Source organism: Chitinophaga sp. MM2321, assembly GCF_964033635.1.
Classification (GTDB): domain Bacteria; phylum Bacteroidota; class Bacteroidia; order Chitinophagales; family Chitinophagaceae; genus Chitinophaga.
The window spans coordinates 848,963-864,999 of record NZ_OZ035533.1 but is presented as its reverse complement, the minus strand read 5'-3'; the positions used below and the strand labels follow the sequence as shown (position 1 = coordinate 864,999).

The 16,037-nt window shown below is 46.0% G+C and carries 13 protein-coding genes; 1 reads left to right on the top strand and 12 read right to left on the bottom strand.

Translation table 11 applies throughout. The features are described 5' to 3' along the window. Positions 1-48: 48 nt before the first annotated feature. The 10 genes from argH to ABQ275_RS03165 all read right to left on the bottom strand — a co-directional run bounded on the left by argH (position 49) and on the right by ABQ275_RS03165 (position 11,572). Positions 49-1,383, bottom strand: a complete 1,335-nt coding sequence (gene argH / locus ABQ275_RS03210) for an argininosuccinate lyase (RefSeq protein WP_349316826.1) — start codon at positions 1,381-1,383, stop codon at positions 49-51. Between the two features lie 48 nt (positions 1,384-1,431). Beyond that, the gene (locus ABQ275_RS03205; protein ID WP_349316825.1) at positions 1,432-2,013 is read right to left on the bottom strand and encodes a GNAT family protein; all 582 of its coding nucleotides are present in this window, start codon (positions 2,011-2,013) and stop codon (positions 1,432-1,434) included. A gap of 1 nt (position 2,014) precedes the next feature. Beyond that, positions 2,015-3,079 carry a M20 family metallo-hydrolase gene (locus ABQ275_RS03200; RefSeq protein ID WP_349316824.1) on the bottom strand — a complete coding sequence of 355 codons (1,065 nt, stop codon included), beginning with the start codon at positions 3,077-3,079 and terminating at the stop codon, positions 2,015-2,017. A 3-nt stretch (positions 3,080-3,082) separates the two neighbouring features. Next, a complete protein-coding gene (argB, locus tag ABQ275_RS03195; RefSeq protein WP_349316823.1) occupies positions 3,083-3,871 on the bottom strand; it encodes an acetylglutamate kinase in 789 nt (262 codons plus the stop codon). A gap of 2 nt (positions 3,872-3,873) precedes the next feature. Further along, positions 3,874-4,824, bottom strand: a complete 951-nt coding sequence (locus tag ABQ275_RS03190) for an acetylornithine carbamoyltransferase (RefSeq protein ID WP_349316822.1) — start codon at positions 4,822-4,824, stop codon at positions 3,874-3,876. A 91-nt stretch (positions 4,825-4,915) separates the two neighbouring features. Then, the gene (locus tag ABQ275_RS03185; RefSeq protein WP_349316821.1) at positions 4,916-6,040 is read right to left on the bottom strand and encodes an aminotransferase class III-fold pyridoxal phosphate-dependent enzyme; all 1,125 of its coding nucleotides are present in this window, start codon (positions 6,038-6,040) and stop codon (positions 4,916-4,918) included. A 31-nt stretch (positions 6,041-6,071) separates the two neighbouring features. Further along, positions 6,072-7,055 (bottom strand): N-acetyl-gamma-glutamyl-phosphate reductase, encoded by a 984-nt coding sequence (argC, locus tag ABQ275_RS03180; RefSeq protein WP_349316820.1) that lies wholly within the window; start codon positions 7,053-7,055, stop codon positions 6,072-6,074. A gap of 11 nt (positions 7,056-7,066) precedes the next feature. Continuing rightward, complete coding sequence (locus ABQ275_RS03175; RefSeq protein WP_349316819.1) at positions 7,067-8,257, bottom strand: argininosuccinate synthase domain-containing protein; 1,191 nt, start codon at positions 8,255-8,257, stop codon at positions 7,067-7,069. Positions 8,258-8,311: 54 nt separating this feature from the next. Further along, a complete protein-coding gene (locus tag ABQ275_RS03170) occupies positions 8,312-9,085 on the bottom strand; it encodes a GNAT family N-acetyltransferase (protein WP_349316818.1) in 774 nt (257 codons plus the stop codon). Between the two features lie 456 nt (positions 9,086-9,541). Then, positions 9,542-11,572, bottom strand: coding sequence for an alpha-L-fucosidase (locus tag ABQ275_RS03165; protein WP_349316817.1), 2,031 nt, complete (start codon positions 11,570-11,572; stop codon positions 9,542-9,544). Positions 11,573-11,908: 336 nt separating this feature from the next. On the opposite strand from ABQ275_RS03165, the gene ABQ275_RS03160 reads away from it, so the two are divergent. Continuing rightward, positions 11,909-13,303 (top strand): Gfo/Idh/MocA family oxidoreductase, encoded by a 1,395-nt coding sequence (locus ABQ275_RS03160; RefSeq protein ID WP_349316816.1) that lies wholly within the window; start codon positions 11,909-11,911, stop codon positions 13,301-13,303. A 110-nt stretch (positions 13,304-13,413) separates the two neighbouring features. Here the strand turns inward: ABQ275_RS03160 and galK are convergent, their stop codons facing one another. Both galK and ABQ275_RS03150 read right to left on the bottom strand, forming a co-directional pair. Beyond that, positions 13,414-14,556 carry a galactokinase gene (gene galK / locus ABQ275_RS03155; RefSeq protein WP_349316815.1) on the bottom strand — a complete coding sequence of 381 codons (1,143 nt, stop codon included), beginning with the start codon at positions 14,554-14,556 and terminating at the stop codon, positions 13,414-13,416. Between the two features lie 110 nt (positions 14,557-14,666). Beyond that, positions 14,667-15,959, bottom strand: a complete 1,293-nt coding sequence (locus ABQ275_RS03150) for a sugar MFS transporter (protein WP_349316814.1) — start codon at positions 15,957-15,959, stop codon at positions 14,667-14,669. Between the last annotated feature and the right edge of the window lie 78 nt (positions 15,960-16,037).

Here is a 16,037-nt window from a genome sequence, read left to right as displayed (position 1 = left end):
AAAGGCGGCCATTATAGTGGCCGCCTTTTATTTTTAAGAAGATCGCTACTAGCTATTCAATAATTTCTCCAATGCTTTATCCACGGCTTCAAAAGAAAAGCCTTTCAACACCGCATCCATCTGCTTCGCTATTTGTGCGGTACATAAATTACCGATACTACCTGCATGCGTATGTGTTACTTCTTTGCCGGGAGCAAAAGTACCTTTTTCAATATCCATACCTACCTGCTTATAGGCTTCCCGGAAAGGCGTGCCTTGCAACACCAGGTTGTTCACAACTTCTACGCTGAACAGGTACTGGTATTTTTCATCTGCCAGGATATTTTCCTTGATGCGGATATTTTCCAACATCAGGCAGCTCATATTGATACAATCTTTTAATGTCTGGAAAGCAGGAAATAAATTTTCTTTCAACAGCTGCAAATCACGGTGGTAGCCGGAAGGCAGGTTCGTGATCATCATAGCAATTTCATTGGGCAACGCCTGTAGTTTATTGCCGTGAGAGCGGATCAGTTCCCATACATCCGGGTTCTTTTTATGCGGCATGATGCTGGAGCCAGTGGTCAGTTCATCAGGGAAACTGATGAAGCCGAAGTTCTGGTTCATAAAAAGACAGGCATCCATCGCCATTTTAGCGAGGGTGGCTGCAATTCCGGCCAATGCAAAGGACACGATCTTTTCCGTTTTGCCACGGCCCATCTGCGCGTATACAACATTATAATTGAGTGTATCGAATCCTAACAATTCCGTGGTTAACTCACGGTTAAGGGGGAACGAAGAGCCGTAACCGGCTGCGGAGCCAAGCGGGTTTTTATTCACCACTTTATAAGCGCCCTGCAACATCGTCAGGTCATCTACGAGGCTCTCTGCATAAGCGCCAAACCATAGCCCGAAAGAGGAAGGCATGGCTATTTGCAGGTGGGTATACCCAGGAAGAAGATGATCTTTGTAGGCTTCACTTTTTTGCTGTAAGAGATCAAACAATACTTTCACGGATGCCACCATTGTTTGCAACTCATGACGCAGGTATAATTTCAGGTCTACCAAAACCTGGTCGTTGCGGGAACGGCCGCTGTGGATCTTTTTACCTACTTCTCCCAAACGCCGCGTGAGCAATAGTTCTACCTGTGAGTGAATATCTTCTACGCCTTCTTCCAGTGTAAAATCACCTGCCTGTATCTCTTTATAAATATTTTTCAGTTCCTGCTTTAATAGGGTCAGTTCATCCGCTTCCAGTAATCCTATACTTTGCAGCATGGTGATATGCGCCATAGAGCCCAGCACATCAAATGGCGCCAGGAAAGCATCCATTTCACGGTCTTTGCCAACGGTGAATTTTTCTACAGCACCCAGTGATGCCTTATCTTTTTGCCACAACTTCATAGTAATAATATTTTTTCACGGCACTACAGATAGCGATCCTCCGTGAAATTAAAGATCATATTTACCAAATACCCGTTGCTTTACATCGGGCCATTCTTCTTTCAGTATGCTGAAATATACCGAATCGCGTAATCGTCCTTTGCTGGTGATCATGTGATGCCGTAATATACCTTCCTGTGTGCAGCCAATGCTTAGGATCGCATTGCGCGACTGTGTGTTCAATGCATCTGTTTTCAACTCCACCCTGTTCAACCCCATCGTTTCAAATGCATATTGCAGCATGGCATGTTTCATCGCCTTATTCAGACCGGAGCCCTGAAGGGAAGGGTCAATCCAGGTGGAACCAATCTCTGTACGTTTATGCGGCAGTACAAGCCCGCAAAAACGGGTGCTCCCTGCTACACGTTGTTCCTGCTTATCGATGATCACAAACGGAATAGACGTTTGCACATCCCTTTCCGCGATTGCCCCCTGTATGTATTTTTCAAGGTCGCTACGGTTGGACACATGCGTTGCTCCCACTGTCCATAAGGATGGCTCCAGCGCCACCGGCAGCAAAGCATCCAGGTGCTCCGGCTGCAACGGTTTCAGTATCACCCGCTTATTTTCTATGGTAGGAAAGAAGTTCATACTACTGAATCATTTCCAGCAATTTAATATAACTATCTATACCTGCTTTGATTTCTTCGAGATAAATATACTCATCCGCGGTGTGCGAGCGGGCAGAATCGCCGGGCCCCATTTTTACAGAGGTAGCCGGAATCAGCGCCTGGTCGGACGTTGTAGGCGAGCCATAACAAGTTTTTCCCACGGAAATACCCGCCACCACAAACGGATGATCCATCGGGATAAACGATGGCCGCATGCGCGTGGAACGGGGCTTCACTTCGCAGCTTACATTTGCGGTAATAATTTCCAGCAGTTCTTCCAGCGTATACTGGTCAGTAGCGCGTACATCCACTACAAAACTGCAATCTGCCGGCACTACGTTGTGTGCTTTATTGGAAGTATTGATAACAGTAACGCTCATCTTCACCGGTCCCAGTGTTTCCGATACTTTCGGGAAGCGGTAATCTTTAAACCAGGTCAGGTCAGGCAATGCCTTGTACAACGCATTTTCGCCCTCTTCCCTGGCTGCATGGCCTGCTTTGCCGTGGCTGGTGCAATCCAGTACCATCAGGCCCTTTTCAGCTATCGCCAGCTGTGTTTGCGTAGGCTCTCCCACTATGGCAAAATCGATGGCCGGTAATTGCGCCAGGATACTTTCTATACCATTAGGACCGCTGATCTCTTCTTCTGCGGTAGCCGTGAGAATAATGTTATAGGCAAGATCTTCCCGGTGATAAAAATGCAGGAAAGTAGCAATAAGACTTACCAGGCAACCGCCTGCATCGTTGCTTCCCAGTCCGTACAATTTACCATCCACTACATCCGGACTAAAAGGATCACGGGTATATTGCGGATTTGGCTTTACGGTATCATGATGGGAGTTGAGGAGAATAGTACGTTTCGTGGGGTCATAGTACTTGTTGAGCGCCCAGATATTATTGAGATGCCGTTCATGCGATATATCCATCGCTGCCAGGAAATCGCTGATCACCTGCGCTGTACCGTCTTCTTCGCGGCTGATGGATGGCGTGGCTATCAACTGTTTCAACAGCGCCACGGCTACATCATATAATTTTTCGTTCCACATAGGTTAGCATATTAAAGTGCCTGCCACTTTATCTGTTGTATTAGTCAGCACATCTTCCGCATGCCCTATCAGCACTTCTTTCACACCATTATCAATGGCAGCAAACGCATTCTGCAACTTAGGCAGGATACCGTCTGTTAATATTTTTTCATCCAGCAATTGCTGGTAAATTTCTTTGTTGATGAGATGAATAACCGCATCGTCATCCGCCGGATCACGCAACACGCCTTTCTTTTCAAAGCAATAGATCAATCTTACACTATAGTCTGCGGAGAGTGCAATCGCCAGTGAAGAAGCGATGGTGTCTGCATTGGTGTTCAGTATTTGTCCGTGGCCATCATGCGTAAGCGGGGCAAATACTGGTGTGATACCTGCTTCCAGCAAGGCACGCAGCGGCGCCGTGTGCAGCATCTCCGGATTTACATCTCCCACAAAACCATAATCAATTTCTTTTACCGGGCGTTTCACAGCAGGAATAATATTACCGTCTGCACCGGTTAAACCCATGGCATTACAGCCACCAGCCTGCAACTTAGCCACCAGTTGTTTATTCACTAAACCACCGTATACCATGGTTACTACATCAATCGTATCGGCATCGGTTATACGTCTGCCATCTACATAGTTCGATTTGATACCCAGCTGATCACCGATGCGGGTGGCTATTTTACCACCACCATGAATCAGTATTTTTTTACCGGGTATCGCTGCAAACTTTTCGATGAAAGCCTGCAACAATACCGGGTTATCTATAACGTTTCCGCCTACTTTAATGATAAATAGATCGATCATAATTATCCTTTCAATATTTCGCTCAATACCGCCTGGGCAGCCCATACCCGGTTGCCCGCTTCCCGTATCACGAGAGATTGCGGGCCATCCAGTACTTCATCTGCAATCACTACATTCCTTCTTACAGGCAGGCAGTGCATTACTTTGGCAGCATGCGTGTTTTTGAGTTTATCATTGTCCACCATCCAGCTGCTGTCTGTACAGGTGATCTTACCGTAATCCTTATACGAAGACCAGTTCTTTACATACACGAAATCGGCGTCTTGTAAGGCTTTGTCCTGGTTGTATTCAATACGTGCATTCCCGGAAAACTTTTCATCCAGCTCATATCCTTCGGGATGCGTGATCACAAAATCAGTTTCTCCCCAGGCGTTCATCCACTGCGCAAAAGAGTTGGGAACAGCCTGTGGCAATGCTTTTACGTGCGGCGCCCAGGTCATTACCACTTTTGGTTTGCGGGTATGCTGCCAGTTTTCCTTGATGGTAACAATGTCTGTAAGGCTCTGCAAAGGGTGCAGGGTAGCACTTTCCAGGCTTACCACCGGTACGCCGGCGTATTTGATAAACTGGTTAATATATTTCTCTGTATAATCTTCTTCTTTATTTTTCAAACCCGGAAATGTGCGGATGGAAAGTATATCGAAATACTGTCCCATTACGGCCGCCGCTTCCTTCACATGTTCGGTGGTACTGCCATTCATTATTACGCCATCATTCATTTCCAGCTGCCAGCCTTCCTTATCGATATTGAATACCACTGCATCCATACCCAGGTTACGGGCTGCTATTTGTGTACTTAACCGTGTTCGCAAACTGGGATTCAGGAAAATCAATCCCAACGTTTTATTCTTTCCTAATTCCTTATCCCTGAAAGGATCTTTCTTGTAGTTCATGGCAATGTCCACCAAACCCGGGACACTGGGAACATCTGCTGTTGAAATAAATTGCTTCATTAACTTGGATTTGAATTACAAATGACGAATAACGAAGTGATAGATTGATGTGAACGCTATCCACCACTTCGTCATTCGTCATTCACAATTATTATTTCAATTCAATTCTAAAGGCCTCCAGAAACTGGTCAGCATGTGCTTTGGTCAATGCCAGTGAAGGCAGTAAACGGATCACATTCGGTTTAGCTTCACCTGTAAAAATCCTATGCTTTGATAACAGTGCTTTTTTTACGTGTGATAATTCATCCGGAAGATCAATACCGATCATTAAACCACGGCCTCTTACTTCCTTCACTTTATCAAAACCCCGCAACTGTTCCATCAGGTAGTTTCCTATGGTGGTAGCGTTGTCCATCAGTTTTTCACTTTCAATCACTTCCAACACAGCCAGTGCAGCAGCGCAAGCCAGGTGATTACCACCAAAGGTGGTGCCCAGCATACCATAGGCAGGCTGAATTTTTGGTGCAATGATAATAGCGCCGATAGGGAAACCATTACCCATGCCTTTAGCCATGGTATAAATATCTGCATTTACACCGGCAAAGTCATGCGAGTAGAATTTACCGCTACGGCCATAACCACACTGTACAGAGTCTGCGATAAATACCGCATTGCCTGTATCACACAATGTTCTGATCTTACGCAGGAATGATTCGCTGGCTACATTGATACCGCCTACTCCCTGAATCCCTTCGATGATAACAGACGATATTTCATACTGCTGAAAAGCCTGTTCCAGTGCGGCTTCATCTTCCCAGGGTAAAAAAACAACGTTGTCTGTTTCATTAACAGGCGCCACTATTTTCGGATTGTCGGTAGCTGCTACTGCCAGTGATGTTCTGCCATGAAATGATTTCTTAAAGGCGATGATCTTCTTTTTACCATTGTAAAATGAAGCCAGCTTTAAAGCGTTTTCATTGGCTTCTGCACCGGAGTTACATAAAAACAACTGGTAATCCTCTTTGCCGGAAACCTTGCCCAGCAAGGCCGCCAGCTCCTCCTGCAAAGGCATCTTTACAGAATTGGAATAAAAACCTACTTTATGTAACTGATCAGTGAGTCGTTTTACGTAATGCGGATGGGTGTGACCAATAGAGATGACAGCATGACCGCCATACAAATCCAGGTATTGTGTGCCTTTATCGTCCCATACATGGGAACCGGCAGCTTTATCTATAATGATATCGTTTACAGGGTAAACGTCGAAAAGTTTCATGTTGTCATTTAAGTTAAAATGATAAAAACATTTAGAACACGATGGACTTCAACTTCAGTCCTGCCGTTTCATCCAGTCCGCAAATAATGTTCATATTCTGCACAGCCTGACCGGAAGCGCCTTTCAGCAGGTTATCCTCAATGGAGTGGATGATTAATTTATCACCCTCTTTCTCCAGTTGGACGAGACACTTGTTCGTGTTTACCACCTGCTTCAGGTCTATCTGCTTTTCGCTTACATGCGTAAAAGGATGACCGGCGTAGAAGTCTTTATACAGTTGTATGGCCGCTTCCAGCGACAGATCACTTTGCAGGTAGGACGTTATCCAGATACCTCTGGGGAAATCGCCGCGTACCGGTACAAAATTCACATCAGCTGTAAAGCCTGGCTGCAACTGTTGCAGGGTTCGTCGTATTTCTTTCAGGTGCTGATGGCTCAGCACTTTATAGGTAGAAACGTTATTGGATCTCCAGGTGAAATGTGAAGTGCCTTGCAACTTTTGCCCTGCGCCGGTAGAACCGGTGATGCCGGTGCTATGCACTTCTTTCAGTAATCCGGCTTTTGCCAGCGGGAGTAACCCCATCTGAATACCGGTGGCAAAACAGCCGGGGTTGGCAATGTTCTGCGCCGTCTCGATCAGCGCACGCTGCAATTCAGGCAGACCATATACAAACTCTCTTCCTTTAACGGTTTCGCCTAAACGAAAATCCTGGCTCAGGTCAATCACTTTCACATGTGCAGCCACATCTGTGGCTTCCAGGAATTTTCTGGATTCCCCATGGCCGAGGCACAGGAACATCACGTCAATATCATTACTCAGTTCAGCAGTAAATGACCGCTCCGTTTCACCTAATAAATCGGCATGTACAGCGTATAACGGGTTGCCCGCGTTACTACGGCTGTGTATAAACGAAATTGTTACATCCGGGTGGTTTAATAAAAGCCGGATCATTTCACCGCCTGTATAGCCTGCCCCTCCTACAATCCCTGCTCTTATCTTTTTATCATTTGCCATTGCCTGCTGATTTAGATAGAATTTTTTATCTGATGCCAGATCATTGTCTGGTTACCAAAAATCTTACTGAAACCTCTTACATCTTCACCGGACCAGCCGCTGTTCATCTCTCCATATTTACCAAACCTGCTGCTCATCAGGTCGTAAGGAGACTGGATACCGGTTACCTGGAAGCGGTAAGGCATCAGGGTTACAAATACCTCGCCGGATACGTTTTCCTGTGTATTCTGCAGGAAAGCTTCGATGTCGCGCATTACCGGGTCCATGATCTGTCCTTCGTGCAACCAGTTGCCGTAGAACTGTGCCAGCTGGTCTTTCCAGCTCAGCTGCCATTTTGTTAACACATGTTTTTCCAGTGCATGATGCGCTTTGATGATCACCATCGGTGCAGCTGCTTCAAAGCCCACACGTCCTTTGATACCGATAATGGTATCACCTACGTGAATATCGCGGCCAATCGCATATCCGCCGGCAATCGTCTGTAAATATTGAATCGCTTCGGATGGATGACCGAATTGCTGGTCGTTCACACCTGTCAGCTCACCTTTTTCAAATGTCAGTTTCACCTGTTCTTCTCCCTGCTTTGTCAGCTGGGTAGGCCAGGCTTCTTCCGGCAACATGCCGTTGGAAGTAAGGGTTTCCTTACCACCTACCGATGTTCCCCACATACCTTTGTTGATAGAGTACATGGCTTTATCAAAGTTCATCTGTACCCCTTTCGCCTTCAGGAAAGCAATTTCTTCTTCCCTGCTCAGTTTCAGATCACGGATGGGAGTGATGATTTCCACACCAGGGATCATGATGTGAAACACCATGTCAAAACGTACCTGGTCATTGCCGGCGCCGGTGCTACCATGTGCTACCGCTTCTGCACCTACTTCCTTCACATATTCCGCGATGGCCAGCGCCTGGCTCATACGCTCCGCACTTACGCTTAAAGGATAAGTATTGTTTTTCAGTACATTACCGAAGATGAGATATTTAATAACGCCGTCATAATAAGAATGTACTGCATTAACAGCCTTGTGACTTTTAACGCCCAGGTTATAAGCGCGCTTTTCTATTTCCTGCAATTCTTCTTCAGAAAAACCGCCCGTGTTTACAATCACTGAATGCACTTCATATCCTTTCTCTTCCGTCAGATATTTTACGCAATAGGAAGTATCAAGCCCTCCGCTAAATCCCAGTACTACTTTTTTCATTATGACATCATTTTATATTTCCAGAACAATATTTCAGATAGTTGCAGCAGCTGTTCAGAACAGGAAGAATTTCTTCTTTGATCCGGTAGCGCCGCCTTCTTTTCTGCTTTTCAGCAAAACAAATCTTTTAAATCTTAACCAACGCTCAAACAGCTTTATATTTCCTTTAAATCTGCGGCGTCTTTTTTCGTGGTGCATGTGGCCACTGGCGGTAACAGAAAGCTGGTTAGCAGCAGCTGCCTGTGCAGCCTTTTCAGCCACCGCTTTTTCTTCTGCTTCTTTCAGCTTTTCAATCGGATTGTAAAGCATGGCGGTACAAAGACAGTTCTTCCGCTCTTTGGCGGTAAGGATGTCAAAGTTAACACAGCTTCTACAGCCTTTCCAGAATTCTTCATCATCTGTCAGCTCAGAATAGGTAACTGGCTCATAACCAAGCTCAGAATTAATCTTCATCACTGCAAGGCCGGTCGTTAATCCGAATATCTTTGATGTAGGATATTTCTCCCTGGATAACTCAAAAATTCTTTTCTTTATCGATTTAGCCACACCATGGCCCCGGAAAGCGGGGTTTACGATCAGCCCCGAATTGGCCACAAACTTACCATGCCCCCATGCCTCTATATAGCAAAAGCCAACCCATTCGCCCTTATCAGTAACGGCTATGACAGCTTTTCCCTCCTGCATCTTCGCTTCCACGTAGGCAGGAGAACGCTTGGCAATGCCCGTTCCTCTTGCCATCGCAGAAGATTCCATCTCGTTTGTGATGGTATTTGAATAGTGTATATCGTCAGGAGTGGCTACCCTAACGATGATATGTTGATTTTCCAACCTTTTAAATTGAAATCGTGAATCAATAAACTACATTGAATATTCCATTGCTGGAATGATCACCGTATGATTTGGAAATCACGGTGCGACAGCGGTTGTGGGTCAAGGCGCTATCAAATCCTGGGTCGTCGGGAAAGGAATCTAAAGACATTGAACCCAACAGAATATACCCCCTTATTTAAAGCGGGATGATATGCAGAGATGTTGGTATGAGTTGCGTTTTTTTCCAACTTCAGTTCAGCGTTAAATTGTTATAAAAATTGTCTTTAGTTTAGAATATCCGCAAAGTTATAACAATATCTTTTTAATCAATCGATTTTTTTTTGGATAAACGATGATTTTTTGCGAGGGGGCGATCAGGGGGGAATACGGGCAGATAGCAGCGGATAATGGTTTGAACCCTGATTTTTTGTGATGAGGTGAGTTACCTCATCACAAAAAACGGGATACAGGCATTTACCGGGTAACAACGCCCAGTTCTGCAATACTGGCCCAGCTTTCGTTTGCACGCGCCGGCGCCAACGCTACAAAGCGGATATAACGTGCCTGGGTTGTTTTAAAAGACACCGTTTGCAGCACCGGGTTATTGGCAATATTGGCAAACTGCCCTTTCGCAACGGGCGTTCCCCAGTTTTTACCGTCCTCACTGGTATAGAAGGCATAACCGTACACCACGCCTCCGGCCTGCTCTGCCGTAACAGGCATATAAGTAAACCCTTTCAGGGCCAGGCTTTCGCCCAGATCCACCTGAAATTCATGCGGATACTTAGCAGTCGAATCCTTACGGTCTGATATATAAGCAGTTGACACTTTTCCATCAATAGCCTTTGCTGCCTCATAACCTTTGGCGGCGGCTGTTGATTGCACCACTTTCCATTTAGCTGGCGCCACATCAAAATGAGCCGTCACTGTTTCACTGGCAGTTTTGCCCTTGTCCAGGAATGCTTTGGCTTTTACAACGCCGCCCACAGGTAGCGAAATTGCCGTAGATGCGGTATATACCGGGGAAGACAGCGTAGGTTCCGTACCATCTGTGGTGTAGCGGACTTCCGGATCGCTGGATGCGCAGGAAACAAATACCTGTCCTGCTGCGTTGCGGTTGATCTCCGGGGTAGCCAATACGCCCGGCGCTTTATACAGCTGCACTTCACTGATCACAGGGCTGGCTTTGGCCGCTGTTATATTAATACGTACCTGTGTAGTGGTATAATCCGGCAGACGCAGGATGCGCTTATGCCCCACGGTGGTTTCACGGGCAATTTCTTTCATACTGCCGTTCTCCAGTATTTCCACTGTAAATGCCTGTACTCTTTGTCCGAGTGCAATATATTCCTGCAACACAACCCGGTTAAAGGTAACCGGACTTTTATAGGTAAGCGTGATTGTACCTTTCTGTATGGTATCCGGGGTAGCCCAGTAAGTAGTATTTTTACCATCGGTGAGATGGGATACTTTCACCTTTGGTTTATTTTTACGTGTGTCCGTCGCCGTTACGACCGCTTTTTTCGCCAGGTTGTTTTTAAATGATTCATCCAATACTTTCCGCAGTTCCATCAGGCGGGTAGAATCATTGGGATGGATGAGGCCATCGCGGTCAACGGGTACATTCAGGATCAGGTTACCATTGCGGCCTACAGAGCCATAATAGATATCCAGCAGGCTGGACACCGATTTCACTTTATCATTGGTATCGGGGCTGTAAAACCATCCCGGCCGGATAGATACATCACATTCCGCAGGCACCCATAGCTCACCATCTTCATTACCTTCATTGAGTGATTTGGTATCCGGTCCATTGATGCCAGGCGTAAACCCTTTTACATTCAGGGTGCTCCAGTTGGTAGTACCTGCAATACCACTTTCATTGCCTACCCAACGGCAGCCTGGTCCTACATCACTGAAGATAACGGCATCAGGCTGATGTTTATACACTACACTATGAAACAGGTTCCAGTCGTAAGGTTGTTTTATGTTACCGCCGTTGGCGCCATCAAACCATTGTTCAAATACGGGCCCGTAGTTGGACAGCACTTCGGTTAATGTATTGGTAAATACCTGGTTATAAGTCTCGGTACCATATTCAGGATGGTTACGATCCCACGGAGAAAGATATACGCCGAATTTTAGTCCGTACTCCTTACAGGCAGCAGACAATTCCGCCAACACATCCCCTTTCCCATCTTTCCAGGCGCTTTCCCGGACAGTATGCGTACTGTATTTGCTTGGCCACAGGCAAAAGCCATCGTGGTGCTTGGCAGTGATCACAATTCCTTTCATCCCGGCTTGTTTGGCTGTACGTGCCCATTGGCGGGCATCCAGACGGGTAGGGTTAAATATTTTAGGATCCTCATCACCATGTCCCCATTCTTGATTGGTGAAGGTATTGGGACCAAAGTGAATGAACATATAGTATTCCATATCATTCCAGGCGACCTGCGCTTTGGATGGCAATACGCCATAAGGTTGTATCTTTTGTGCAACAGCCATACTGCAAGAGAGTAAGCCGGCCAAAATTAAATGGGTCTTTTTCATTTCACTTTTAAAAATTACATATGACGTATCGCAAATTGCGGGATACAATAAAGGCGAAGATAATTCCGAATGGTCATCCTGTTCAATCGCTTATTCACTATTATTAATTCAATATTCACTTTAATCCCGGTTGTGATATCTGCCGATATCCATCGTTTGCATAATTCTTTTTTCGCCGTTTATCACAAAAATGTAATAAAATTGAGTGTGAAGTTGGTATTCATAGCGCAAATTTTATAAATTTAGTCCCTTCTTAACGTATTCTTAATACGGTATTTAAACAACTGAACAATGAACAAACAACCACTGCATCGCAGAAGTTTTCTCAAAAACACCGTAGCAGCCGGCGTAGGTATTTCTATGCTCGGTTCCTCTGCAAAACTATTTGCCAACGAAAAGAAGCCTAAAGTAAGAATAGGTCTGATCGGTGTTGGCGCCCGTGGCCTCAGCCACCTGAACCTCTGCCTCCGCCGTGAAGACGTGGACGTAGTTGCTTTCGCTGATCCCGATACGGCTTTCACCGTACCTAAGGCAAGAACTATGATTGCCAAAGCATATGGCGGCAAAAAGAAAGTAGCTGAGTACACCAACGGCCCGGAAGATTTTCATAACATGCTGAAACGTGATGACATCGACGCGGTGATCATTGCGACTCCCTGGGAATGGCATTCTATCATGGCAGTTGCTGCTATGAAAGCGGGTAAAACTCCTGCTGTGGAAGTTTGTGGTGCTTCTGATATCCAGGAATGCTGGGAACTGGTAAATACCAGCGAAAACACCGGCATACCTGTATTTGGTATGGAAAACGTATGTTACCGCAGAGATGTGATGGCAGTACTGAACATGGTACGCCAGGGCCTCTTCGGTGAGATCATCCACCTGCAGGGCGGCTATCAGCACGACTTGCGCAACATTAAATTCAACGACGGTAAACAATATGGTGGCGGCGGTGTAGAATTTGGCGAGAAAGCGATTTCTGAAGCCAAATGGAGAACCAATCACTCCCTGCTCCGCAATGGTGACCTGTACCCTTCACATGGACTGGGCCCTATCGGTAATGTAATCAACATGAACCGCGGAAACCGCCTGCTGTCTATCACTTCCATCGCTACCAAATCCCGTGGCCTCCATAAATATATCGTTGATAATGGTGGCGCTAACCATCCCAATGCTAAAGTTGAATTTAAACTCGGTGATATCGTTTCTTCCCTGATTAAAACCAACAATGGTGAAACGATCATGCTGTCTCACGACACCAACTCCCCACGTCCTTACTCCCTGAATTTCCGCGTACAGGGTACCAATGGCTTATGGATGGATGATCAGCAATCCGTTTATATAGAGAAACAGAGCAAACACGATGAGTGGGAAAAAACCGGTGACTTTAAAGACCCGAACAGCTACTTCGGTAAATATGATCACCCGTTGTGGAAACGCTATGCAAATGATGCTGCCGGCGCCGGCCATGGTGGTATGGACTGGTACGTGCTGAACTCTTTTGTTGAAAGTATTAAACGCGGTGCACCTTACGCACTCGACGTATACGATATGGCAACCTGGTATGCGATCACTCCGCTGAGTGAGCAGTCAGTAGCAGAAGGCGGAAGTGTACAATACATTCCCGACTTCACCCGCGGCCGCTGGATGAACAGAAAACCGATCTTCGCATTCGACGACCAATATTAAACATTTAGGGATTTATTGATTTACGAATTTAGGGATTTAAAATGCAGCGAATATTTTCGCGTAAGTCTTCACTGCATTTTAAATCCCTAAATTCGTAAATCAATAAATCCCTAAATTATTTCTACCCCGTTTTCAATCGTTGTGACATAAATTTCAGGGAGCTGGCCGTATTGTGCTTTATAGGCTGATTCAATGTAGGAGGTGTAAGCCGCTACTTTATCCTGCTTCACAAGGTTAATGGTACAGCCTCCGAAACCGCCACCCATTACACGGGCGCCGGCTACTTCTTCCCGTTCCTTTGCCAGGGATACCAGGAAATCCAGTTCAGCACAACTTACTTCATATAATTTGCTGAGCCCCTCATGCGTGGCATACATCAGCTGGCCAAACTGCCGGATATCGCCCTGCTTCAGGAAGATAGTGGCATCCTGTACCCGCCGGATCTCCGAGATAACGTAAGCACAACGGTCGTATACCTTTTCAGCTACCTGGTCCCGCACTTCATTCAGCATGTTCATATCAGCATCGCGTAATGACTTTACAGCAGGGTGATTGACCTGTATTGCTTTTACACCTTCTTCACATTGCTGCCGGCGTACATTGTATTCAGAGGAAGCCAGGGAATGGTTCACCATTGAATTACATAATACGATCTTATAGTCGGGGAAGTTGAAAGGGAAATATTCGAATTCAAGGCTGCGGCAATCCAGCAGCATTACCTGGTCCTTTTTGCCGTGCAGGTTGGCAAATTGATCCATGATCCCACATTTCACACCAGGAAAGGTGTGTTCCGCACGCTGGCCTAACAGGGCCATCTCCATGCGGGTGAGGCCATACTGAAAGATGTGATCCAGCGCAGCTACCAGTCCGCCTTCCACGGCAGCAGAAGACGACATCCCCGCCCCTATGGGAATATCTCCGGCCAGCACACAATCAAAACCGGTGACAGTATGTCCTCCTTCCTGTAACTGATTCACCACACCCAGCAGGTAGTTGATCCAGCCGGGAGAAGGCTTTACTTCGTCCAGGCTAAAAGAAAGAGTTTCATCGGCAGCTACGGCATGTGCATGACACTGCCGGGTATTGTTCAACGCAATGGCGTAAACGATTTTCTTATCAATTGCGGCGGGTAGTACAAATCCGTCATTGTAATCCGTATGTTCACCGATGAGGTTAATTCTTCCAGGGGAAACTACAATCAGTGGCTCTTTTCCAAATATTTTGATGAATTTCTCCCTTGTTTGCTGTATCATTAAACGTAAAATTTACACCTAAAAATAGAAAAAAAAATTAAATGCAAATACCTGCCGGAGAATATGGCAGGCATTTGCATTTAATAAATATGCTTGTTTGTTGTAAATTCTTATTGAGGTAATCCTTTTTTATACCCCGCCATTGCGTAATACATGATGTACAGGTAGCAAGGAATCATGATCGCATAAGGCATCTGTCTGTCATTCCATTGTACGGATAAAGCGCCATACACCAGTGGAAGAATGGCACCGCCCGCAATAGCCATGATCAGGAAAGCAGAACCCAGTTTGGTAAATTTACCCAGTTTGTTGATAGCCAGCGGCCAGATGCCAGGCCACATCAGGGAGTGGGCGAAGCTTAGCAACACGATGAATACCACGGAAGTTTTACCGCTGGTAAGCAATGCACCGGCTGTAAATACCACACCCAGGATCGCACAGGTGATCAGCGCCTGGCGTTGGGTAATATATTTAGGGATCAGTACGATACCCAGTAAGTAACCTATTGTTAAGCAGATGAGACTATAGATGCCCAGGTGCAACGCCGTACCCTGATCAAATCCGCTGGCAACGCCATACAGCGCCAGGGAGTCGATAGCCAGTACTTCCACGCCCACATACAGGAACAGGCAAAGGATACCCAGCATCAGGTAAGGAATACTAAAGATAGAAGCATGACTACCTGCAGCGGTATCAGTCTGTTCTTCCCCTTCAGGTTTTACTTCCGGTAAGTGTGCCTTGCGCACCATCAGTGCCAGACCAGCCAGTACTACCGCCATTACAATATAGGGAACAATTACACGGCCTGCCAGCAGCGTTAGCTCTGCTTCTTTTTCAGCGCCCTGTAATCCTTCAATTTTCTGGGACAGTTCAGCGGTATCGCTAAACAGTAAAACACTCAGCAACAGGATACCGATCATAGCGGCCACCTTGTTACAGATACCCATGATACTCATACGTTGTGCAGCACTTTCCATAGGCCCGATGATGGTTACATACGGATTGGAAGCTGCCTGCAACAAGGTCATACCAGCACCCTGTACAAAAAGGCCTACCAGGAATAACGGAAAGGAACGTACCTGCGCTGCCGGAACAAAGATCAGGGAACCAATAGCCATCGTCAGCAAGCCGACAGACATACCATTTGCAAATCCAACCCTACGCAGAATACCGGATGACGGAATCGCCATCACGAAGTAAGAGATATAAAATGCGAATGTTACAAAGTATACCTGGAAATCCGATAACTCACATGCCTGTTTCAGAAATGGGATCAGTACACTGTTTAACCAGGTGATAAATCCAAAGAGAAAAAAGAGCGTACCGATTACGGTCATGGCCCGTGCATTGCTTTGCTGAGCTGCTGCAGCGGGTGGTTTCATTGTTGCTGTTTGGTTGGACATAAGCTGTCGAATATGATTTTTATATAAATGCGAACATAATAAACTTCTCCTATATTTCACAAATATATTGGCTAAAAC

Bases quoted from the DNA above. Each gene is read 5' to 3' on its own strand.
- galK (WP_349316815.1), bottom strand. From the start codon at position 14,556: ATGATACAGCAAACAAGGGAGAAATTCATCAAAATATTTGGAAAAGAG.
- ABQ275_RS03205 (WP_349316825.1), bottom strand. From the start codon at position 2,013: ATGAACTTCTTTCCTACCATAGAAAATAAGCGGGTGATACTGAAACCG.
- ABQ275_RS03190 (WP_349316822.1), bottom strand. From the start codon at position 4,824: ATGAAGCAATTTATTTCAACAGCAGATGTTCCCAGTGTCCCGGGTTTG.
- argC (WP_349316820.1), bottom strand. From the start codon at position 7,055: ATGGCAAATGATAAAAAGATAAGAGCAGGGATTGTAGGAGGGGCAGGC.
- ABQ275_RS03175 (WP_349316819.1), bottom strand. From the start codon at position 8,257: ATGAAAAAAGTAGTACTGGGATTTAGCGGAGGGCTTGATACTTCCTAT.
- argB (WP_349316823.1), bottom strand. From the start codon at position 3,871: ATGATCGATCTATTTATCATTAAAGTAGGCGGAAACGTTATAGATAAC.
- argH (WP_349316826.1), bottom strand. From the start codon at position 1,383: ATGAAGTTGTGGCAAAAAGATAAGGCATCACTGGGTGCTGTAGAAAAA.
- ABQ275_RS03150 (WP_349316814.1), bottom strand. From the start codon at position 15,959: ATGTCCAACCAAACAGCAACAATGAAACCACCCGCTGCAGCAGCTCAG.
- ABQ275_RS03165 (WP_349316817.1), bottom strand. From the start codon at position 11,572: ATGGCTGTTGCACAAAAGATACAACCTTATGGCGTATTGCCATCCAAA.
- ABQ275_RS03200 (WP_349316824.1), bottom strand. From the start codon at position 3,079: ATGTGGAACGAAAAATTATATGATGTAGCCGTGGCGCTGTTGAAACAG.
- ABQ275_RS03160 (WP_349316816.1), top strand. From the start codon at position 11,909: ATGAACAAACAACCACTGCATCGCAGAAGTTTTCTCAAAAACACCGTA.
- ABQ275_RS03185 (WP_349316821.1), bottom strand. From the start codon at position 6,040: ATGAAACTTTTCGACGTTTACCCTGTAAACGATATCATTATAGATAAA.